The sequence below is a fragment of the Lactococcus petauri genome (assembly GCF_002154895.1).
GTDB lineage: Bacteria > Bacillota > Bacilli > Lactobacillales > Streptococcaceae > Lactococcus > Lactococcus petauri.
In genome coordinates this window covers 22,037-42,894 of sequence record NZ_MUIZ01000002.1, presented here as the reverse complement: position 1 = coordinate 42,894, position 20,858 = coordinate 22,037, and the positions used below count along the sequence as shown (strand labels likewise).

Annotated in this window: 21 protein-coding genes and 1 pseudogene; 4 read left to right on the top strand and 18 right to left on the bottom strand. The window is 37.6% G+C overall.

What is annotated here, in order from left to right; all coding sequences use genetic code 11:
- Positions 1-37 precede the first annotated feature (37 nt).
- From cls to BZZ03_RS02875, 9 genes and pseudogenes are all read right to left on the bottom strand, one after another.
- A complete protein-coding gene (gene cls, locus BZZ03_RS02915) occupies positions 38-1,483 on the bottom strand; it encodes a cardiolipin synthase (RefSeq protein ID WP_086582450.1) in 1,446 nt (481 codons plus the stop codon).
- A gap of 105 nt (positions 1,484-1,588) precedes the next feature.
- Complete coding sequence (locus tag BZZ03_RS02910) at positions 1,589-2,197, bottom strand: hypothetical protein (protein WP_086582448.1); 609 nt, start codon at positions 2,195-2,197, stop codon at positions 1,589-1,591.
- Positions 2,161-3,293: pseudogene (locus tag BZZ03_RS12370) on the bottom strand (glycosyltransferase family 2 protein). Before BZZ03_RS12370 ends, BZZ03_RS02910 begins: the two are co-directional and overlap by 37 nt.
- Before the next feature lie 174 nt (positions 3,294-3,467).
- Positions 3,468-4,118: a hypothetical protein gene (locus tag BZZ03_RS02895; RefSeq protein WP_086582443.1), complete on the bottom strand. Its 651-nt coding sequence runs from the start codon at positions 4,116-4,118 to the stop codon at positions 3,468-3,470.
- Complete coding sequence (locus BZZ03_RS02890) at positions 4,108-5,493, bottom strand: FAD-dependent oxidoreductase (protein WP_086582441.1); 1,386 nt, start codon at positions 5,491-5,493, stop codon at positions 4,108-4,110. The genes BZZ03_RS02895 and BZZ03_RS02890 overlap by 11 nt, the downstream gene beginning before the upstream one ends.
- Before the next feature lie 213 nt (positions 5,494-5,706).
- Positions 5,707-6,102 carry a hypothetical protein gene (locus tag BZZ03_RS02885; RefSeq protein WP_086582439.1) on the bottom strand — a complete coding sequence of 132 codons (396 nt, stop codon included), beginning with the start codon at positions 6,100-6,102 and terminating at the stop codon, positions 5,707-5,709.
- Between the two features lie 303 nt (positions 6,103-6,405).
- Entirely contained in the window at positions 6,406-7,899 is a 1,494-nt protein-coding gene (gene lsa(D) / locus BZZ03_RS02880; RefSeq protein WP_086582437.1) for an ABC-F type ribosomal protection protein Lsa(D), read from the bottom strand.
- A 53-nt stretch (positions 7,900-7,952) separates the two neighbouring features.
- Positions 7,953-8,114: a hypothetical protein gene (locus BZZ03_RS12140; protein ID WP_198943944.1), complete on the bottom strand. Its 162-nt coding sequence runs from the start codon at positions 8,112-8,114 to the stop codon at positions 7,953-7,955.
- A gap of 279 nt (positions 8,115-8,393) precedes the next feature.
- On the bottom strand, positions 8,394-9,728 hold the full coding sequence (locus BZZ03_RS02875; RefSeq protein ID WP_019291882.1) for an amino acid permease: 1,335 nt from the start codon (positions 9,726-9,728) through the stop codon (positions 8,394-8,396).
- Positions 9,729-10,204: 476 nt separating this feature from the next.
- Between BZZ03_RS02875 and BZZ03_RS02870 the strand changes: the two genes are divergently transcribed.
- Positions 10,205-11,014, top strand: a complete 810-nt coding sequence (locus tag BZZ03_RS02870) for a Cof-type HAD-IIB family hydrolase (RefSeq protein ID WP_019335346.1) — start codon at positions 10,205-10,207, stop codon at positions 11,012-11,014.
- Positions 11,011-11,934: a LacI family DNA-binding transcriptional regulator gene (locus BZZ03_RS02865; protein WP_017369743.1), complete on the top strand. Its 924-nt coding sequence runs from the start codon at positions 11,011-11,013 to the stop codon at positions 11,932-11,934. Before BZZ03_RS02870 ends, BZZ03_RS02865 begins: the two co-directional genes overlap by 4 nt.
- Before the next feature lie 46 nt (positions 11,935-11,980).
- Here the strand turns inward: BZZ03_RS02865 and BZZ03_RS02860 are convergent, their stop codons facing one another.
- From BZZ03_RS02860 to BZZ03_RS02850, 3 genes are read right to left on the bottom strand one after another with little or no spacing between them, the layout of a single operon-like run.
- Positions 11,981-12,754 carry a DUF1295 domain-containing protein gene (locus BZZ03_RS02860; protein WP_019291884.1) on the bottom strand — a complete coding sequence of 258 codons (774 nt, stop codon included), beginning with the start codon at positions 12,752-12,754 and terminating at the stop codon, positions 11,981-11,983.
- Positions 12,751-14,544: a DAK2 domain-containing protein gene (locus tag BZZ03_RS02855; protein ID WP_086582434.1), complete on the bottom strand. Its 1,794-nt coding sequence runs from the start codon at positions 14,542-14,544 to the stop codon at positions 12,751-12,753. The genes BZZ03_RS02860 and BZZ03_RS02855 overlap by 4 nt, the downstream gene beginning before the upstream one ends.
- Positions 14,545-14,556: 12 nt before the next feature.
- The gene (locus BZZ03_RS02850) at positions 14,557-14,952 is read right to left on the bottom strand and encodes a DUF2177 family protein (RefSeq protein ID WP_086582432.1); all 396 of its coding nucleotides are present in this window, start codon (positions 14,950-14,952) and stop codon (positions 14,557-14,559) included.
- A 202-nt stretch (positions 14,953-15,154) separates the two neighbouring features.
- Here BZZ03_RS02850 and BZZ03_RS02845 point away from each other — a divergent pair, with 202 nt between their 5' ends.
- Complete coding sequence (locus BZZ03_RS02845; protein WP_019291887.1) at positions 15,155-16,312, top strand: DUF998 domain-containing protein; 1,158 nt, start codon at positions 15,155-15,157, stop codon at positions 16,310-16,312.
- 33 nt (positions 16,313-16,345) lie between these two features.
- Here the strand turns inward: BZZ03_RS02845 and BZZ03_RS02840 are convergent, their stop codons facing one another.
- Genes BZZ03_RS02840 through BZZ03_RS02825 form a run of 4 tightly spaced genes read right to left on the bottom strand, consistent with a single transcriptional unit; the run spans position 16,346 to position 17,919 of the window.
- Positions 16,346-16,858: an Asp23/Gls24 family envelope stress response protein gene (locus tag BZZ03_RS02840; RefSeq protein WP_019291888.1), complete on the bottom strand. Its 513-nt coding sequence runs from the start codon at positions 16,856-16,858 to the stop codon at positions 16,346-16,348.
- A gap of 31 nt (positions 16,859-16,889) precedes the next feature.
- Positions 16,890-17,075 (bottom strand): DUF2273 domain-containing protein, encoded by a 186-nt coding sequence (locus tag BZZ03_RS02835; RefSeq protein WP_019291889.1) that lies wholly within the window; start codon positions 17,073-17,075, stop codon positions 16,890-16,892.
- Between the two features lie 11 nt (positions 17,076-17,086).
- A complete protein-coding gene (gene amaP, locus BZZ03_RS02830) occupies positions 17,087-17,644 on the bottom strand; it encodes an alkaline shock response membrane anchor protein AmaP (protein ID WP_019293188.1) in 558 nt (185 codons plus the stop codon).
- Positions 17,645-17,676: 32 nt separating this feature from the next.
- The gene (locus BZZ03_RS02825) at positions 17,677-17,919 is read right to left on the bottom strand and encodes a GlsB/YeaQ/YmgE family stress response membrane protein (protein ID WP_017369751.1); all 243 of its coding nucleotides are present in this window, start codon (positions 17,917-17,919) and stop codon (positions 17,677-17,679) included.
- A 204-nt stretch (positions 17,920-18,123) separates the two neighbouring features.
- Here BZZ03_RS02825 and BZZ03_RS02820 point away from each other — a divergent pair, with 204 nt between their 5' ends.
- Positions 18,124-18,669 (top strand): hypothetical protein, encoded by a 546-nt coding sequence (locus BZZ03_RS02820; protein ID WP_086582430.1) that lies wholly within the window; start codon positions 18,124-18,126, stop codon positions 18,667-18,669.
- A 62-nt stretch (positions 18,670-18,731) separates the two neighbouring features.
- On the opposite strand, the gene BZZ03_RS02815 is transcribed toward BZZ03_RS02820, so the two are convergent.
- Both BZZ03_RS02815 and BZZ03_RS02810 read right to left on the bottom strand, forming a co-directional pair.
- Positions 18,732-19,847, bottom strand: coding sequence for a CDP-glycerol glycerophosphotransferase family protein (locus BZZ03_RS02815; RefSeq protein ID WP_086582428.1), 1,116 nt, complete (start codon positions 19,845-19,847; stop codon positions 18,732-18,734).
- Positions 19,848-19,892: 45 nt separating this feature from the next.
- Complete coding sequence (locus BZZ03_RS02810; protein WP_086582426.1) at positions 19,893-20,837, bottom strand: LCP family protein; 945 nt, start codon at positions 20,835-20,837, stop codon at positions 19,893-19,895.
- Positions 20,838-20,858 lie beyond the last annotated feature (21 nt).

The window sequence follows — 20,858 nt, the reverse complement described above, 5'->3', positions numbered from 1 at the left end:
TCTTTCTTATTAAAGTATAAATAGGATCATTTTTTGTTTAAAGCATTGGACTAATGAGCCTTGCAAGCCCTTCTTTGAAGCGAATTCTTGTGCTTCGCTCTTCATATATCTCCATGGTCAATCGCTTGCTGACTTCAAGGTCTTTCTTAAAGTCTTCCCGTAATTTTTGCGAAATATCATAATCGTAAAGGACCATATTTCCCTCAAAACAAAGTTGGAGACTTCGATTGTCGAAGTTTGCTGATCCTACAGATGCATACTCCCCATCGATAATGAGCGTTTTAGAATGTACAAAGCCCTTCTCATAAGTATAAACCTTTGCTCCCATCTTAAGCAAGTCAGCTGCATAATAATAGGTCGCCCAATAAACCAATGGATGATCCGGTTTGTTAGGAATCATGAGCCGAACTTCCACCCCAGATAAAAGGGCTAATTTTAAAGATTCGTGCAGGGCATCATCGGGCACGTAATAGGGTGTTTGAATGATGATTTCACGTTCTGCACTGTTTATCATCTTCATATAGGTCATTTTTATTTGCGCTTTGACTTCGTCTGGACCAGAGGTCACAAACTGTGTAATGATCCGATCTTCTTCTAAGGCTGCTGGGAAGTACTCTTCTGCTTCTGATATTTCAAACTTATGCTGACTGTTCCAATCCATAATAAAGCGATTCTGCAACGAGTACACAACATCGCCTGTTAAACGGAGATGGGTGTCTCGCCAGTAGCCAAATTTAGCCGTTTCTGTTGCATATTCATCTCCCACATTGAAACCACCTGTGTAACCAATTTGACCATCGATAACGACAATCTTACGGTGTAGGCGATAATTTGTTCGCGGATTGATGAGGGATAAAATCAGTGGAAAGAAATAGGACACTTCTCCACCAGCTTTCGTCAATTCATCAAACTCACGCATTTTTGTTTTATTGCTTCCCCAAGCATCAATGAGTACTTTCACTTCAACACCACGTTTTACAGCTGCAGTAAGAGCATTCGTAAGTTCCCTTCCCAGATGGTCCATCCGAAAAATGTAATACTCTAAATGGATGTGATGTTGGGCATTATGAATGTCATCAAGCAACGCATCAAACTTTGCCCGACCATCTGTAAAGATTTTCACTCCGGTATTTGCTGAAATAACAGCTTTTTCTTCAACAAAAAGCATATGAATCAGCTGGGTAATACCATGATTTCTCGTTATTTTTTTTATAAATCCCTCTTCGTTATACACTCTCCAAGTACGTTTCAATTGCTCTTCAAATCCCACACGAAAGGCACGCTGCACCTTAAAAATGCGATAGTGTGCAATGCCACGACCAACTAAGATATATAAAATAAAGCCAAAGACAGGTAGAAGATTGACCACAAAGAGCCAAGCCCATGTTGTTGAGGTGCTTTTTCGCTCGCGAAAAATGATGGTCAATGATAAAAAGAAGTTTAGGACAAAAATAGATAGTTCAACAATGGCAAGAATCCCCAAAATAAAACTCCTTTTTCTAAAATTATTCTTATCTAATTATAGCAAATTAAGGACTGTTTCGCTTTTATTTTAGGTAATAATGCTTTAAGAAAACCTTGAATATATTCAAGGTTTCTTAATATAATCATCATAAAGAAGTTCAATTTCATCGGTATCAATATTTTCTTCAGGTAAAATAACAATCCAATCAGTATGTCGCCTCACTGCTTCTTCACCCAATTTGCTTGAGAAATGAAACTCTAAAACGTCAGCTTTATCTTTAATTTGACTCAAAAGCTTCTTTTGCTTATTTTGGAATTTATTGGAAAAATAACCTTTGGATCGAAACCATTTACGATGGGCCGCAAGTAAAGCAATGATAATGGAGACTACAAGTAAAGTCATAAGTATGGATTCCGAAAAGTTAAAGAAAAGGCGTGTTGTGGATTCTAAGTAGAAGAAGGGATCCGTATCTATCATTTCTTCCGTCCAAAAAACTTGCCACAAAGTAATTATGCCTGGTAAAAATGTTACCAACCAGACGATAATTATACCCAAAACATTTAACACACGCGTTATTACTAATTTCGAATCAGGCGCAGCTTTTGGATCAAAGAAAGCATCGTAAACTACTTCATTCTCTATTTCTTTACGTGACAGGATACGAGATCGTTGAAAATCAGACGATGTTTTTTCCTTCAATCTTCTGTCTTCTGTCTCTCTGGAGATACCCATGTTCCTCCTCCTCCCGTAATTTGTGCTTTAATCGCTCTTGGTAGAGCCGCAAGTAAAGTAAATGGGGAAATAAGCCAATAAATCCACGTATACCAACCCGCAAAAAGTGAATATTTCATGGCTGCTTTATCACTTTCATTGAACCAAATAGAAGTTAGCAGCTGTGTCACACCCACAATAAATTCATACATGATAAAAATCAATGCACTAATGATAAAACGCTTAATCTGGAAACCATCACCAAGTGCAACCCAGAAAAAGAGCCAATAGATGACAAAAAGTGACGAGATAAACCAAAAAATAGCCCACATGATAGATAAAAACTGATCCATAAGCAAAAAAATAAACGGAAATGTCTTCACTGGATATAAAAGCACGTCCAATGCATGAGACATAAACACCTCAAGGCCACCTTGCGCCCAACGACGACGCTGTTTATAAAGGACACTTATTTTTTCGGGAACCTCCATATAACAACGTGCATTTGGAGCATACTGAATACGCCATCCCTTAAGCTGCAGTGCCCAGCTGACAGCTATATCTCGGTAATTTTAGATTGGTCAAAAAGTCCTATATCAATCAGTGCTTCCCTACGATACATAACACAGACACCCGAAACTGTAAAAATTCGTCCAATCATCGATTGTGCACGTTTAGTCATTCCGATAATCGAATGATATTCCACATATTGCAACTTTGCTAGCAAAGAGGTCAGATTACGTGGCATTGTATTTCCCGTAACTGCAGCAACCAACTCTTTTGGAGAAAAGATAGAATCTACCATAAACCAAGCCACCATATGTTTAAGCGCATTTCCCGTAACAAAAGAATCCGCATCGATACAGAGTAAAAAATCTCCTTTTGAATGAAGAGCTGCTTGAGTGAGCCCATGTGCTTTTCCCTTGTTCTTCTGTACTTCAATAACCCGTAAATGCGAATTAGATTTTGTCTCTTGCCATTCTCGTAAGATAGTATTTGTATTATCTGTTGAACCATCCGATATAGCAATAATTTCATAATTTTTGTAATTAATCTGTGTATCCAAGTAATGGAGAGTACGCTTTATAACTACCTCTTCATTGTGACAAGGTACCATAATAGTTATAAAAGGCTCTTCCGCATCTTCTGGAAACTTTGGCAGACACTTTTTAGTCCGAAAATGATAATATGTGCCACCAATAATCCAGAAAATACCACCAACAATTGGGTAAAAAATGAAGATAAAGAGTGTTATATCAACAATACTGCTAAGATTAAACCAGGCAACCATTTAATGTCCACCCTTCTTTTCAATATAAGTCCGTTCTTGTGAAACCAAAGATTCATGATTGTGAAAGAACTTTGCATAACGGTTTCTACTATTCTTTAGATCAATTTCAAAAATATAGGCTGCCTCGCGTACAGTATCACATTGCCCGGTTTGAATATAGCTCTGAAAAATTTCGATAGCTTTTGGCGTTAAGTATTCCACTGAAACATTCGTTTGAGTAATTGCTTCCGAATCTAGGATTTCTCGAGTTTCCTTCTGAAGACGCTCGCGCTCTTCTTGGGCCTCACTATTAATCCTCACCTCTGTGCGTTCAGAAAAATGCTTGAGTGCACCTTTCTCCCATAGAAGTAGAAAAATTACCATGCAGATTAAACTAGAAAAAACAAAGTAGAAAACATCAAAAAGAACAAAAATTTCAAAATCAACTCGCTGAAGTATATATTCCCCAGTTACAATAAAAAGTGCGATCGCAATAAATACTCCAGCAATTAATCCCGTGATAAAAGCATAACGATTACGTGTGGCACTAATTTCACGCTTGGTTGCCTTATTCAGTTGAGTGCGTTGAATACGTAACCTGTCCAAGCTCTCCAGTGCTTGGAGTAACTCCTTCAATTGTGCGAGAGCGGCAAATGATCGTTTATTTAACATTGAGATTTCTCGCTCCTTGTCTTTGACGCACCTGCTCTCTTACTTTTTGTGCTGTAATTTTTAAGAAGCTATCTGGGTTTTTGAAGCCATGTTCAAAGTAGAAATCAGCAAATTCCATGTCTTCAATAGTCATATCTTGTTGAATAGCAACTGAAATAATGTTGGCATAACTTGCAAGATTCGGAACTGTTCCCATAGCTTGAATACCTAGAAACTTGTGATTTTTTTGATCATAGGTAATCCATATTTTGATATAGTCGTCAGAGTTGATAAAGTGATTTTCTAGATAAACCAGTTCTGCATCATAGCCCTCTTTACGAGCTGTTTCTTTGCTGAGACCGGAGACACAGATACTGTATCCCTCTAAGTTCATTGCATATGTTCCTTGTGATGGTGTAATCATCTGGTTTGGCTTTATAAGATTGACAGCAGCAACCGCTCCTTCGCGAAAAGCATCGGAGGCATGGGGGAGATAAATTTTGCGCTCTACTTGTTTCATGTTTGTTGTTGCACAGTCTCCAGCGGCGAAAATATCATCAGCGCTGGTACGCATAAACTCGTCAACCTCAATAGCTCCCATCTCACCTAAGAGTACCTGATCCATCAACAATGTCGAATTGGGTCGGAAACCTATGGCCACGACGACTCCATCAACATTGATCTGTTTATTTTCTGTATAAACAGCTAGCTTTTTCCCTTTTTTACTGAGTTTTGTTGATGATATGTCTTTGATGTCAACAACTAGTGACGATGTGTGTATTTTAATGCCCTCATCTTCAAGCAAGCTACGAATTTCTTCGCTGACTTCTTCATCAACATATTTGTTAAGAATACGATTTCCAGCTTGTACGATATAAACGTCCATTCCTTTGTTTCGAAAGATACGGGCAAGCTCAACGCCAATCATACCACCGCCCATGACCGCAACAACTTTTTTCTTATCCATAAATTTTCGGAGAGCAAATGCATCTTGTTTATTTTTAACAAAATATACATTTTCATTAATCACACCACGAATCGGAGGAATGACCGGATACGAACCTGTTGCTAGAACAAGTTTATCGAAGATATCAGTTAGTGGAATTTCGCTATCTTTTTCAGTATATATCAGTTGCTTAGTTGTTGTATTAATGTTTTCAATGGTCGTCCGCGTTTTGACTTGAATACCCAAATCCTCAAGCTCTCTAACGGAAGTATAAGTAGAATGGCTAGCCAAATTATTTTGTCCCATCAGATATTGCGGAATACTTTGGGAAATGAAACTCACTTCCGCTTTTCTTTCATAAATAATTACTTCAGATTCTGGATATTCTTCACGCGCACGCTTAGCACAAGCAATTCCTGCATGAGATCCTCCTACGATTACAATTTTCATAAACCATCTCCTTTTTTAACTTATTATTAATTATATTAAAATAAACGTAATTTACCTAACACAATAAGCACAAAGATAAACTAAATTACTTTTAAGTCACAACAATTAAATTTAATAAAAAGATTGTCTTATTCATATCGTAATTTTCTAATGCCTTAAATAAAAGACTAGCCACAATAAAAAAACATCTCAACTTGAGATGTGCTTTAAAACTTAATTAACATTATGAAGTGACGGCCACCACCCATCTTTACTTGTACCATCTGGATTGACAATATGTAAAATCTGTACTTCATCAATATGCTGGCGATTCATAGCTTCTTGCTTAGCTTCCATGCGGCTACTTGCCTCAACAAAAACACGTAAAGTATTAGGATGCGTCTCAAAATTTGCCTTCATGCCTTCTGCTTCTTCAGGTGATGGTGCATAATAAACTAAAAAAGTGTATTTCCCTATCCCACCTTGACCTTGTTCTTTCCATTTTTCTTCAATCGCTGTAAGTCTTTTTACAGATTCTCGATTTTGTGTAAAAATCACCGCAGTCAGCACTAAGAGTATGAGCAGTGCTCCACTTACTAATGCAACTACTATTTTTCCAACTTTGGACATCTCTTCTCCGTTTCATTTGTTTTACTTATATTTTACAATAAGATGTCTTGTTTTCGAAATGAAATACTATTATCCATAGATAGAAAACACTTTTATTCAAAAAAAGTAAAAACGCCCGCTTCACCAACGGACGTTCTTACTTTTGTAAACATTTTATAGGAAAGTTTGCTCTTGGATAGAGAGCAATGTCTTTAAAATAACGCGCACGTAAAACGCTTTCATTCTTTCGACTTCTTTAGTATACAGGAATAAAAGGAACATGTCAAGAAATCTCTAAATTTTTTCAAATAAAAAAGCAGTGTGCTAAACGCTGCTTTTTACGAGTTCGATTTGGATATCTGCTACTTGATCAACAAAATACTGATCGTGCTCAATGACGAGCATGCTGGGCTTGCTGTTCTTTATCATTTGAATGATTTGCTCTTGATTAAAAACATCAAGATAGTTGAGCGGCTCATCCCAAAGATAAATGTGCGCTGGCTGACTTAAGGCGCGAGCGAGTTCGACTTTACGCTGCTGTCCTTGACTCATATTTTCGATTTTTTGCTCAAAAACTTTGCGCTCTACGCCTAACTTGCGCAAATTGTTGAGGAAAAGTTCTAATTCTAAGTTTTCTTCTTTAGCAAATTCATTTAGGAAACCTTTGTTATCGGCAAGCTGCCTTACTTCAGAAATGACCAAGTTATGAGCCAACTCAAATGAACCAGCATAACGTCCATTAAATTCTCCTGTGAGGACTTTCATTAGAGAAGATTTTCCTCGACCGTTTTCTCCTGTTAGGGCAATTACTTGGCCTTGCTCAAGTGTAAAAGACACAGGTTGAAAAAGAAGGTCTTCAAAGCCTACCGCTAAATTTTCCACTGTCAATAAGCGTTTTTGATGGCTCTCTAAGATACTCATTTCCAAGCCAGGTACTTCCTCCCAATTTTTTAGAAGTAGTTCCTTGTCAGCGATATCCTCTTTCATGCGCTTTTCGAGATTTTTAGACTTTTGCATCATATTTGCTGCTTTTCGTCCAATAAAACCTTTATCAACACGTTTGGTTTCTGAATCAAAGCCTCGCTTCTTACGGGATTTTGTTGCTTCTAAATTGCGTGACCACGCTTCTTTTTCACGCGCCGTTTGCTTCAATCTACCGATTTCTTTCTTGAGTTTATCGTCTTGCGCCTTTTCCGTTAAATCGCGCAAACGTTTTTCCTCCTCGTAGACAGCAAAATTACCTGCATACACTTGTAAATCCGCACGTTCTATCGCCATTGTATGATCCGTTGTTTTATTAAGAAATTGACGATCATGTGAGATTAAAATATATCCTTTCTTTTCTGCCAAATAGGCAGCAATTTTCTCACGTGATGCCTTGTCAAGATGGTTGGTTGGTTCATCTATGAGCGGATAATTGTGCTCATCCAAGAATAGAACTGCTAGCAGCATCTTTGTCTGCTCTCCACCAGAAAGACTATTGAAAGGACGCCATAAAGTGTCTAAGTCAACACCCATTAATGTTAATTCACGTTCTAGCTTCCACTGCTCAAAGTCAGCTAATTCCTGCAAGACAAATAAGGTCAGCTGCTCTTTATCATTAATCGTCTGAGGAAAATACACAAAGCTCTTATTTGTCTTTATGTCAATGTGTGCTTCCACTTCTCCGAGAAGGATTTTTAAAAGTGTAGTTTTCCCCCTCCCGTTACGGCCAACTAATCCCAGCTTCCATTGATCATCAATATTAATACTTACATTATCAAAAATAAGCTGATCGGTATAGCCAAATGTTAAATGATTTATTTTAATGTTCGACATTTTTCTCCTGTTCTAAAAGCTTATATGCTTTTTAAACCACACTGTTCTCATTTTTAGCTAAAACCTATCGTATAATGCTGCGAACTTGTGTGGGCTTTTGTTGCATGTTTAAGGCCTTTTGCCTGTATTTTCTTACCTGTTTGAACAGGTATTTTTTTCTGTGCTGCTTTAATTTTCTCTAATCGAGCTTGCAGCTCTTTCTGTTTTTTATTCAAAATAAAAACTCCTCTTCTCTATTTTCGCATCCACAAAAATAGAGAAAAGGAGTTCAAAATAAGCCCAAAAAGGTCTTTATTTTTGAAAGTCTATTTCTATAAATCATGAATGCGAAAAAACATCTGCGGTCTTTCTTGCAGAACCGCTTTTAACGTTTTTTCAATTTTCATGACTTATAATTTCAATAGACCTTACCTCGCTTTTATTATTAAGATAAGTTTATCAAAACAAAAAAATACTGTCAAGAAAAATACTTGACAGTTTATTGTTTCATTTATTTATTCTTCTTTTTTACGATAGCTTAAAAGGCTAAGAAGGCAAACGACTAAGGCAAATACAGAAATTCCCCACGGGTTTGAAATCACAACATTGTAGCCCACAATAAGCAGTACAATTAAAGTAAGGATGGAAACCGTCTTGACAAACCAACCACCAAGTCCTGTTTTAAAATAGAAAATAATCGCCGCAATCAAGAGCATCATCCATACAATAAGAATCGTATAAGAGATTGATCCTGCAAGATAGACAAAAAGATTATCGCCAAAAATAAAGGAGAGAATAGCTCCGATAAAGAGCATGCCTGAGCAAAAGATGATTGCTGCGACAGGGATTTGTTTCTTCGAGAGTCTACCTAGCGTTTGTCCGATTGGACCCTTCGCATCTTTGGCCCGTGAATAAACCGAACGTGATGTGGCATAAATAGCCGAGTTAATAACAGAAAAGAGAGCTAAAATAATAACAAAGTTAACAATCAAAGCTGCCCCTGGAATCCCAAGTTTTTCAAAAATTAAGACAAACGGGCTTTCTTTTGTTGTACTCAAAAACTTCCATGAGTAGAGCTCCACAAAGATAAACATTGGAATAACATAGAAAGAGAAAATACGGATAATAACTCCTCGAATCGCTCTTGGTATAGCTTTCTTAGGATTTTCTACTTCTGCAACCGTCAAGGCGATAAGTTCTGACCCACCATAAGAATAAAGAACGATAAGCATGGAATTAAACACTCCCTGCATGCCATTAGGCATAAATCCGCCATAAGTGTTCATTCTTCCAAGTCCGTCACTAAGGCCGAGGTGGAAAACTTGAGTTGCGACTAAATAAAGTCCCACAACAATCAAAATAAGAATGACAATAATTTTTGTCCAAGCCAGCCAATACTCTGTTTCCGCAAAGACACGTACTGAATAAAGGTTTAGCCCCAAGGTAATAATAGCTACTATAAGTACAAAAATCCACGATGGAATTTGGGGGAGCCAAACTCCTAAAAATTGAGCAATGGCTGCTGATTCTGCTACCATAACAGCCATCCATAAGGACCAATAAACCCAGTCTGTAAAGTGGGCAAATCTTTTTCCCACATAAGGGGAGATGAGCCCTGCTAAACCAACAGTGTTCTCTTTTTGATGAATGATTATTTGGCCAACACCATGCATCACGACATATAAAATTACGCCAGCTAAAAGATAAGCAATCATTACCGCTGGACCAGCGGCTTGGATGGCGTTACTGGAACCAGCAAATAAGCCCGCTCCAATGGCGCCACCAAGTGATAGCATAATCACATGTCTCGTCTTCATTGAAGACTTCAGTTCTTGATTAGAATTTTCCAAGTAAAATCCCTCATTTCTATTTTTTTTGCTTCTTTAGTTTTTTATAAAAAAGGTAAAGCCCTGCTTGGATCACGATAGATTAACTTTAATGGTTTAACAAAAACTAAAGAGCGGTTAAATTCAAAAAGAAAAAGCCGGGTAATTTACCCGGCTTTTTATCACGGGCACAGATACTTTTTGAGAATACTCAAAAGTTGTATCTATGCCAAGCATAAACACAACTTATCTGCGCCAAAAGAAATAGACTGTCAATGGAAGTGTTTTGCTCATGTGATTTTCTCCTTTATGAATTTAAAACTTATTATACGTAAAAATATTTTAAATTGCAAGAATTTATACAGAATTATGTGAAAATTTATGAAATTCCACTTTTTCTCCTCAATTTATCTTCCAAATCGGAAAAGCATATCGCTTGACATGGAACGCGTTTCATAAATTACAATGAAAGCATCAAAAAACATAAAGGAGATTTAACGATGATTAAACACATTTTTACAGACATGGATGGGACACTTCTCGATACACGTGGCAGCCTTTCTGATACAAATCGCTGGTCAGTCTGCCTGAGTGATATCCCCGTTAGCCTTGTTTCCGCACGAAGCCCGATTGAGATGGGCCCTATATTGAATAAACTTCAGCTAAAGACACCACAGATCGCTTTCAACGGAAATCTAACTTTTACTCAAAATGATTTTGGGATTCAAGTGATTGAAAAGCACACCTTACCGGCTGATATTGTTTCCGCTCTTTTGGATTACTTCTCTTCAAACTTTCCAAATGTAAGCCTCAGCTGGTACAGCTTGGCACATTGGTACATTAAGAAACAGGACAAGGGAGTTTTCTTCCAAAAAGCCCTTACTGGCGCTGAACCACGTATTAAAGCATTTGACGGACAATCTGAAATCTACAAAATTATGCTGATGTCTTTCAACCCTGAAGAAATGCTACAAATTGAACAAGCTTTAAAAGAGCTGGATATTCCTGATATCCATGTGACTCGTTCCACAGTACATACTTTAGAGATTACATCTGCTGAAAAAACTAAGGCTGATGCTGCGGAAGCTATTTTGGAAGAAAAGGAAATTAACTTTGAGGAAATTGCTGCAATCGGTGATGGACATAACGATATTCCGCTCTTGAAGGTTGCCGGTCTTCCTATCGCAGTAGATAATGCTAGCGAAGAAGTGAAAGCCCATGTTAAAATAGTGGTAGCTAAAAATACAGATCACGGTGTAACTGAGGCGCTCTCAGCTATTCGTGAAATCAACGAACAGGTAACCTTATGACATCTCTTTCTGATATTGCCAAACTTACTGGATACTCCAAAGCCACCGTTTCCCGTGTGCTTTCTGGTAATGGCTATGCCTCTCAACACACGCGTGAAGAAATCTTGAAAACTGCTGCCGAATTAGACTATGCGACAAATGCGATTGCTCAAGAATTGGCATATGGAGCTACACATAATATCGGTGTTGTACTTCCTTATATCAAGTCACCCTTTTTCAGCAAAATTTTAGAAGGAATCCTTGAGAAAAGCTTTGAAACAGGATATAAAATCATTATTCTCCCCTCAAACTATAATCAGGATTTAGAAATTGAATATCTAGAAAAATTACGTAAAAAGGCCTTTGAAGCCATCATTTTCACTTCACGTCAAGTACCTGAAGAGACGATTCTTAAATATCAGAAATATGGTCCTATCGTGCTCTGCTACAAACCTGAAAATTCAGGGATTCCAGCAACCTATGCAAATCGGATTCCTGCTTATCGTGAAGCCTTTGAATGGCTCAAGGAGCAACACTGTTCAAATATTGGCTTTCTCTTATCCAGAGGTAAAAGTCCAACAATCTCAACTACTCTACAGGCTTACAAGGATGTTTACCAACTTGAAGCAAGACCAGAGCAGATCAAATCAGGCCTTATCTCATCTGAGGATGCTTATCGCTTTGCTCCACAATTAACACAATTTGACGGAATTTTTGCTAATTCCGACGAAATTGCAGCCAATGTATGGCGTTGGTTTGAAGAGCAAGGACTTCCTAAACCGATTATTGTAGGACAAGAACGTTTGCTCGCTGGACAATTGCTCAAATTACCCACCATTGACAACCATTGCCGTCAAGTCGGGCGAATGGCTTTTGAGCAGGCTGTTTCAAAAGCAAATAAACAGACCTCTGTTAACTCTGAGTTTATCCTTGAACGTTAACTGAGGCGTGACATAAAAATCCCAAGAAATTTATCTTGGGATTTTTTTACAGTCCTTTCTTGCCGATGAAAGGGAAAAATTTAGGGGTAACTTGTGCATATGCTTGAAAATCTTTGCGCGCTTTATATTTCCTTTCAAGTAATGGGACTCCAGAAACAAATAAGAGTAAACCAGTGATTAAAAGTGGACTCACGATCAACCAAAGATCAGAAATGTCTGTAAAAGCGATCAAGAAGATGCCCCACCAACATGCAGCTTCTCCAAAATAATTCGGATGTCGTGTCACTGACCACAAGCCGCTGGTCAGTAATTTTCCTTTGTTTTCTTTATGCTTCTTAAACTGTTCCAGTTGCCAATCACCTATTACTTCAAAAACAAAACCTATCAGCCAAACCACTACTCCAAGAATTTGCCACCAGAAAATTTGACTTTCCGGGCGGTGATTGCTTTGCATGATTGGCAGCGCAATAATAAAAAGTAAAAGGTACTGAACCATAAAGACGGAGAAAAAAGCCTTTAGTTTTGGCGCGTGACTCCCCCATCTGCGGCGCATGTTTGTATAGCGATAATCTTCGGGTTTGTTCCAATTGCGTCGGGCTAAATGAACGAATAACCTCACACCCCAAAGCCCAACCAAAACCAAAATTGCTCTATTTTGCATGGTTATTTGAGTATTGAAGAAATAGCTTAAACACGCTGTTAAAACAAAACCTCCGCCCCATGCTATATCGATTAATCCGTAGTTTTTCTTCTGGTCTGCTACCTTAAACCAGCAAATAAAATAAACAAGCAAAACCCCTAAAACTATTCCATAAATCATAACTGCTCCTTTGTAATTCCAGCGACAGCGATACTTCCCGCTCCCGCAGAGATAGCAATGGCAGATGAACTCTCAATCACCTTATAATCATTGCCTGTTTTTTCTTTTAATATTTTCTGCCAATCCTCTATATCACCTTGGGCCAAGACATGAGTCAGAGCAATATCTTCAATCTGTCCACTTTTTGCTAAGGATTGGATTTTTTTGAGTATTTTTTTCATACTTTGCTTCTGACTTAAGGAAGCACCGATGAGTTTTCCATTGCCCATTTTATCTAAACTTATTATTGGATGAAGTGAGAGTTTTTGAGCTATTGCTCCCAAAGACTGAGGAATTCTTCCTGACTGTATCATCGGAGATAAGTCAGCTACTGCCACATAGATGAAGATTCTTTCACGTAGCTGCTGGATTTCTTGCACAAGCTGCCGGATAGGAACTTTCCTCTCCGCAAGTTGGGCTGCCCGTTGTACAAGTAAACCTTGAGCAACAGAGTTTAATCGTGAATCAATGAGATGAATCCAGTTTTTCGAATAATTTTTTTCTTTGATACGTTGCTCAATCAACTGATATGTGCCACTAAGTTGTGACGCTACCGTGATAACAAGCACATGTTCATACTTACCTTCCAAAAAAGAGAAAAGCGCATCAATCGTTTGGATGCTTGGCTGTGAAGTACCCATCTTAAGATTTTCATCTGCTTTTTCTTTGATAAGTTGTGCATTAATTGTCAACTTGTCTAGAAAATTTTGGTCTCCCACAGTGACATTTACAGGTAAAACATGCACTTGATGTGCAAGTACAAATTCTTGAGGTAAATCAGCAATAGAATCTGTAACAATCGCTATTGGAGCTAACATTTGTTGAGAAATTTCGTACTGTAGGCGCATATCGTCTACTTTTTGGTAGATAATTTGTCCGTATTTTTCTAGCTTTGCCAAGACCTTTTGAGGCTCATTAGTGTGCATATGGAGTTTTAACTGTTTAGCATTTCCTGCAGTAACCATTGAATCGCCCTTTTCTTGCAGTACTTCTCGTAATTGAAGTTCAGAGATTTGGGGTGCTTTGATGATAAATTCGGAACAGTATCTGTAACGCGGTGCTTCAGCTATGATATGATTTACCGAAAGTTCTTTAACCCTCTCTAGACCGTCATCTGCCTCTTCATCCCCAACTTTTAAAACTCTACCGCAGTAAAAGTCTGTAAAACCAAGGATAAAATAATAAAAACCTTTCGCCCCTGCATCTACCAACTTATTTTTCCGTAACAAAGACATTTGAAATTGCGTAGCATTTAGTGCTTCTTGTGCTTCTGCTTTTGCTTCTAACAAGGCCTCTTCAAAGGAGTGATTCAATCTATAATTTTTTACCAGTGTAATAGACCAGGCACGCATTACTGTTAAAATAGTCCCTTCCTTAGGATCTATTAACGAACTATAAGCTTTGTTTACAGCTTGTTCTAAAGCTTCCACAAAACTTTCAAAATTCGTTTCTGCTTTCTGGTAGTTCTCAGCCACAGCACTTAAATATTGGGCAAAAATGATTCCTGAATTTCCTCGAGCACCAATAAGTGCAGCTGCTGATATCTCATCTAAAAGAATATCCATAGGATAATTTTTCATCGGCACATTGTCAATAATAGCTTGCATTAGTGAGGCAAGATTACTACCTGTATCTCCATCTGCCACAGGGAAAACATTTATTTTATTCAGCTCTTCTTTCTGAAGAATTACTTTTTCTGCCCCAGCTCTAAAACTCTGTAACAAGCGATAATTTTCATTTTTTTCTCCCACTTCTTTCTCCTTCTAAAGCTTTGCAGCAATTATATAAGTGAGTGTTGCACTAAGGGAAGTCACAAAACTCCCCCAAATAATATCAACAATTGTAATTTTCAATGGCCAATCGCTCAATGTCGCAAGATTTGTCAAATCATATGTGGCATAACATACTGCTCCAAAAAAAGCTCCGGCTAAAAGAACATAAGAAAGGCTTTCTTTTTCTTGTCCAGGTATCAAAACAAAAAATACAAGTGCAGCCACATAAATAAGATAAAAAATGACGGCAGGCAAAAGTTTGGTTTGCCCCATCAGATGGCCAATATATGGTTGATAAAATTTTTTATTTGCAAAGATTAACCATAAACTATCTAAAATAAGGAAAATTACTGCATTGATTAAAAACAACTTTAAAAATTGAAACATCTTATACCCCTTTTCCACTTCGTATCCTACTCGGCAACCGATTTCATTTCATTAATTTTAACACTTCTCTTTAAAATTAGCGAAAAACTTAACTCAAATCTTTCAATTCAGAAAATTTTCATTTCTTAAATGAATCAGAGAAGTTAAATCGTCAAAATATTGATATAATAATAAGAATAGGAGTTAAAAATGGAGAAGATAAATGAAAAAAATAATTGAAATTCCGGATGATGTTGCGGATAAATTTGAGCAACAAAACTATAAAATGTCAGTCGAGCAAAATCAGATTGTCTTAAAAAGTGACGTTGATCAGCTTGATGCACAAAATTTTTCGTTACACTATATGCTTATTCCCAGTTTATTAAGTTTAGTTATCTCGCTACTTACTTTCTTTTTAAGTGGTCATTCTCAGATTAATTTTACGGGCGGGCGGTATCATTCTGTCGCTGGAATCAGCATGCTGTGTGCGACAATTATTGGCTTTGCAACCTTCCTTTGGGTTTATGCCAAGCAAAATACCTCACCACAAAAACGCATGCTTAGCCGTATAAGAGAACTTGTCACAATCAGCCTTGCCTATACCTTGATTGTTTTTGCGATTCAAGCATTAATTTGGTACATTTTGGGGATGACCTTTGTCGGAGTAACTCTCGATCGCTTCACAGCTTCTTTTGTAGCTGCTCTCTTTTCAGCTATTGTTTTTTACTTTTTGATTCTTTTTGCAGCCTCTGTTAAAATTTCTCATCTGATTATCTTATTGTTTATTACCTTTATTGGTGGTATTTTCCTTTCCATGGCCACTAATGGTCAAAATGGCTGGTGGCAATACAACTTTAGCTTTTTAGGAACAGGTGAAGCTAAAAATCAGTGGCAATTTAATTTTACGATGATTTTTTCTGCTTTGATGCTATTAACGATCACTGATTATTTATTTATGGATTTTCAAAAAAGCGACTTGTACAATTTCAAAGTCAAAATTGTTCAAGCTTTCTACTATGTCATTGCTCTGTTTATTGCTGGTGTAGGTATTTTCCCCGCTCAATCATGGACAATGACCTTTCACAATGCCTCTGCGTATGGTATTGTTTTGTGCATTATTATCTTGATAGTATTAAGTAAATATCTGTTACCCCAAATTTCGAAAGAATTTCTCAGCATGTCAGCTATTGTTTTCGTCGCTCTTGTTACTTCAGCAATTTTATTTCTGAAAGTTCATTATCTGTCTCTGACGGTTTTCGAGATTATTGCCTTTGCAATTTCCTTTACATGGTTGGTTCTGATGATTAATGCTCTCCAAAAAATGCTTCATGAGTCGAGTATCTATCAAGTCAAAGTTGTCCAACTAAAGGAAGAGATTTAATAAAAAAAATAAGGAGAAAATCTCCTTATTTTTTTATTTTACACGTGGTTCATCATCATCGCTGACTTTGTCTTTCACTTGATCAACTTTTTCCGAAGTAAAGCGTCCTGTTGATTTTGCGGCATCGCCTACTTTATCTTGAAGGCTTTGTTCATCTTGTTTTTGTTGTTCTTTCGTTTTAACATCGATAACATCTACGTTAACTTCTACAACTTCAAGGTCTGTCATGCCTTTAACTTCTTTTGAAACAACTTCTTTTATATTTTTATAAATGTCAGGAACATATTTCTTATATTCAGCTACGATTTTAAGATCAACCGCAACTTGTTGTTTACCAACTTCGACACCTACACCAGAAGTTACATCGTCCGTATTTACGAGTTTTCCTGTGAGATTAGACAGGAAGCCACCATCAACTGCAAGCAAGCCGTCTACTTTTTCCAAGGCAAGTCCTACGATTTTTTGAATCACTTTATCTTCATAAGTTAAAGTTCCACTTACTGCATCAACTGAGTTATCCAAAGTTTTTTTGTTTTCTTGTACCATAGCTTCTCCTTTTTATTTATAAATTATTTAATTATTTTTTACCTATTTTATCAATATATCCTGTACGTTCGAGATAGAAACCAATATAACTACCAAGCGCGATGAGTAAAAACAGTAAGAGCATCTTCCAAAAACCAATTGTAAAGATACAGATAGCGATGATTGCTCCAATTGCCCCACCTATAATTGGATATTGATATTCTTCTAAAAGATTCATCTAACCTCCAATCATAACACACGTGAACTGCTTTTACTCTTTGGTGTTACAGCGTTCACTTTTATTTTCAAACTTAAGTGATGATTTACCCCGAGAAACTCTTTCAAGCCCTTACGAATTTCTTCTTCAATAAGCAAAGCCTTTTCTGAAATTTGCACACGAGGTATAATCTCACCTTTAATCGCAATTTTAATCTTATTTTTACCTAGCAAAGTATCGATTTTCGGGTCTTTAATATAACCATTTTCTCTGAGCGTTTCTCGCACAAAGCCTTCAATCGCAGATTTTTTAAGAAGCAGTTCTCCTCTACCCTCTCCTAAGACAAAGCCGGTATATCTTCTTGGATAGAAGATAATGACAAGTAAAAGAATGAGTAAGAGAATTCCTAAAATACCTGTTGCAAACAAGAAATATGTAGGCAAGTAAGGTCCAATATAAGGAACCTGCGCCATATCTGTAATTGGTTGGACTATATTAAATTTCCCGAGTGTGTAAAGAAACAGTGGTAGGATGATTGTAATAAGAAATAAATCAACTAAAATTAGAATAAATTTTTTTCCTTTTGACACATTTCCTCCTCCCGTTTTACTGCAACTACTGTTTAATCGCCCATTTTACTTAAGAAGAAAGAAACAACAGCTACCACGATAACGGCACCGATAATGGAAGGTATAAGCGCCATACCAGCTAAACTAGGGCCCCATGATCCCAGTAAAGCTTGACCAACAGCAGAACCCACGAGACCCGCTAAGATATTAGCAATCCATCCCATAGACTTCCCTTTGCTTGTGATTGCACCCGCAATCACCCCGATAATTGCACCAACGATTAATGACCAAATCATAAAGCACCTCTTTCTTTCTATTTATTATTTTTTCTATATAATAATTCTAACAAAGTTAAAAAACGCTTACAAATTATTCGACTTATCTTTTTTAGATGAGAGTTTTTTCTTCATTAACTTTTAATTTATAGATAATTAATCAGGTTTTTGAGAGACAATATGTTATACTGGAAGAAAGAAAAGGAATTTTAAGGAGTCTTACATATGAAAAAATTTAAATTATCATTACTTTTAGTTAGTTCATTAGCTGCTGTCTTGCTACTGACAGCTTGCAGCAATACAACTAGCGCAAAGAAAGACACATCTTCTGAACCTTCTAGCTCTGTTAAAAGCTCAAGTGAAAGTACAAGTAAAGCCAGCAGTTCAGAAACAACAACTACAACATCTGAGAGTTCAGATGCCAGTTCAACTTCAGATTCCACAACAGCTACTTCTGAAGCCCCAGCTACATCTGAACAACCGTCTGAGCCTGCAACATCAGAAAGTTCAGATCAGGGCTGGGTCGATAACTCAAATAATCCAGTAGAAAATAACGGTGCAGGTGGTCATACTCCTCAGGCTGACCCTAATGCAACACCATCTAGCTCTGAAACAACTCCCAACGGACGTGCTTGGGTCTTGGTTTATGTAGATAAAGCAGGCAACAAGCATGAGTCAACAGTTTCAACATCATACAAGGAACTTCAAGACAAAGCGAATGCTCTCCTCGCTTCAGGTGAAGCAACATCTTATTACTTCATTCAAAAATAAGGGTAAAAGTAAAAAAAAGCCATTTAGCTCTAGTCTAATGGCTTTTTTTATGTAAATTTTATCTACAAGCTCTGGTTCATAATTGCTTCAATCAACTTAAGCACACGTTCTGTTGCTTTGCCATCGCCATAGTTATATGTTTTCTGGAAAAACATGGCTCTTTCTTTTTGGTAGGAAGCTCTATCTGTTGCTTGGAGCGCTTGGATGAGCTCACTTTCATTAAAAGTAACCTCTCCGGGAAATTCTTGCAAGTAATCAATCGTCAAACCTGGTTTTTTAGAATAACTTTTATAGTCGGGCACATAAGCGATGATAGGTTTGTCAAAGACCATCCAATCCACTGCAATAGCCGAATAATCGGTAATTAAAACATCCGTAACACAAAAAATCGAGGAGATTGGCTCTTCTTCAATAAAAAGCACATGAGGATTATTCTCATAAGCCGAACCCGAAATCAGTGGATGCGCCTTGTAGATGAGGATATAGTCTTCCCCCAAAGCTTGATGTACACAAGCTAAATCAATTTTAACTTCTTTAAAGTAAGTACTGATCCGCCCACGAAATGTTGGGGCATAGGTTATGACTTTTTTTCCTACTAAAGCAGGATACTTTTTAAGAAGTTGCTCTTTTGTTGTCTTGACAAAATGTTCATCGAAGATTTTGTCATTGTTAGGAATACCTGTAACAAGGACGTTTTCTTCAGGAAGATTGAAAGCTTGTGCATACACTCTTTTATAAAAATCTGAGTTAGCAATAGCATAATCATAGTTTTTAATTTCATAATCCCGTTGGACACAGTTGCCAAAATTTTTTAGGGCTGCTGTGGCATGCCAAAGCTCTAGAACTTTGACTTCTTTACGATGGGGAAATTTAGAAATGACAAAGTTGTTATAGTCAATAATCACCAGTTTCGAACTTTGAAGGACGAAAAGTTGCTGAATACAAGCCAGTCCATACTGGAGTTGTCCTAGAAAAGTGGGCTGGAACTTGAAAAGCAAAGTTTTTATCTCGTACTCTTGCTTGGTGCTTAACTTATCATGCAAAATTTTGAAATCCTTGGACAGATTTTCATGCTCAAGTGAAATGAAAGTGATACGGTTTTGATGGACACGACAGAGAAAAGTGAAGGGGTAGAAGAGTGCCAAAATGAAGGTTAACACGATGGATTTAAGTTTCATTAAGAGCTTCTCCTTCCTCTAGAAATTCTTTTCATTCCTGCTTATTTATTTTGTTAACTGCTCTTGAAGTAAATCGTGAATGCGGGTACGTTCTTCTTCTGACACAACTTGGAAACTTAAGTTATTGAGCATTTGTCCTTGCCCTTGCACAGACTCATGCACGACATTTCCAAAGGCCTGATTGTAGTTCAGTATAATCTTTTGAATCTGACTCCAGGTCACGTCCGTCTTGACATTACCACCCAAAGCCTCAAAAATCCCTTGATATGCTGTCAAACTTTGTGGCGACTTCATTTTTGCGAGAATAGCTGCAATGACTTTTTGTTGACGTTCATCTCTTCCATAAGTTCCTCTGACATCATCATGGCGCATACGTGTGAAGGCAAGAGCTTGCTTGCCGTTCAAGTTATTTGCACCTTCGTGAAATTCCATATCGCCTACAGTGAAAGCAAGGTCAGAGTTGACTGTGACGCCTCCAAGCGCATCAACCAGCTGCTCAATACCGCTAAAATTCATGGTTACATAGTGATCGATATTGATGTTAAGCAATTGATTGACCGCCGCAATCGAGGCAGCTGCGCCGCCTTGGGCAAAGACCGCATTAATCTTGTTAACGGCTGTAATTGAGCCATCCTCTGCCTCGATAAAAGTATCTCGTGGAATGGAAACCATGGTTGTTTGCTTAGTTTGTGGGTTCAGCGTGACCACCATTAAGCTATCTGTTCTCCCGGACAAATCCTCATCACGTGAATCAAGTCCCATGATAAGAAAGGACAGCGGTCGACTTTCACTGATGGCTTGAGTTGCTTCGGCTTGATCCTTGGAGCTTTCAAGTGGTGCATAAGTCTTATCAACATTTACTCTGGCCGTCTGGTAAAACACAGCAGCGAGAGCCGTTCCTGTCACTAGGAAAAACCCTAGAATAATAAGAATCGCATTTCTCACAGGGTGCTTTTTCTTTGTCTTTTTCCTGCTTCTGTTCATCGTCATGTTTTCTCCTCTTTCTTTTTA

What these genes read in the sequence shown, in the direction of transcription:
- BZZ03_RS02840 (WP_019291888.1), bottom strand. Translation starts at nt 16,858, where the DNA reads ATGGTACAAGAAAACAAAAAAACTTTGGATAACTCAGTTGATGCAGTA.
- BZZ03_RS02825 (WP_017369751.1), bottom strand. Translation starts at nt 17,919, where the DNA reads ATGATTTGGTCATTAATCGTTGGTGCAATTATCGGGGTGATTGCGGGT.
- BZZ03_RS02835 (WP_019291889.1), bottom strand. Translation starts at nt 17,075, where the DNA reads ATGAATCTTTTAGAAGAATATCAATATCCAATTATAGGTGGGGCAATT.
- BZZ03_RS02910 (WP_086582448.1), bottom strand. Translation starts at nt 2,197, where the DNA reads ATGGGTATCTCCAGAGAGACAGAAGACAGAAGATTGAAGGAAAAAACA.
- BZZ03_RS02815 (WP_086582428.1), bottom strand. Translation starts at nt 19,847, where the DNA reads ATGAAACTTAAATCCATCGTGTTAACCTTCATTTTGGCACTCTTCTAC.
- BZZ03_RS02820 (WP_086582430.1), top strand. Translation starts at nt 18,124, where the DNA reads ATGAAAAAATTTAAATTATCATTACTTTTAGTTAGTTCATTAGCTGCT.
- BZZ03_RS02895 (WP_086582443.1), bottom strand. Translation starts at nt 4,118, where the DNA reads ATGTTAAATAAACGATCATTTGCCGCTCTCGCACAATTGAAGGAGTTA.
- BZZ03_RS02810 (WP_086582426.1), bottom strand. Translation starts at nt 20,837, where the DNA reads ATGACGATGAACAGAAGCAGGAAAAAGACAAAGAAAAAGCACCCTGTG.
- BZZ03_RS02845 (WP_019291887.1), top strand. Translation starts at nt 15,155, where the DNA reads ATGAAAAAAATAATTGAAATTCCGGATGATGTTGCGGATAAATTTGAG.
- BZZ03_RS02850 (WP_086582432.1), bottom strand. Translation starts at nt 14,952, where the DNA reads ATGTTTCAATTTTTAAAGTTGTTTTTAATCAATGCAGTAATTTTCCTT.
- BZZ03_RS02885 (WP_086582439.1), bottom strand. Translation starts at nt 6,102, where the DNA reads ATGTCCAAAGTTGGAAAAATAGTAGTTGCATTAGTAAGTGGAGCACTG.
- BZZ03_RS02870 (WP_019335346.1), top strand. Translation starts at nt 10,205, where the DNA reads ATGATTAAACACATTTTTACAGACATGGATGGGACACTTCTCGATACA.
- BZZ03_RS02860 (WP_019291884.1), bottom strand. Translation starts at nt 12,754, where the DNA reads ATGATTTATGGAATAGTTTTAGGGGTTTTGCTTGTTTATTTTATTTGC.
- BZZ03_RS02890 (WP_086582441.1), bottom strand. Translation starts at nt 5,493, where the DNA reads ATGAAAATTGTAATCGTAGGAGGATCTCATGCAGGAATTGCTTGTGCT.
- BZZ03_RS02865 (WP_017369743.1), top strand. Translation starts at nt 11,011, where the DNA reads ATGACATCTCTTTCTGATATTGCCAAACTTACTGGATACTCCAAAGCC.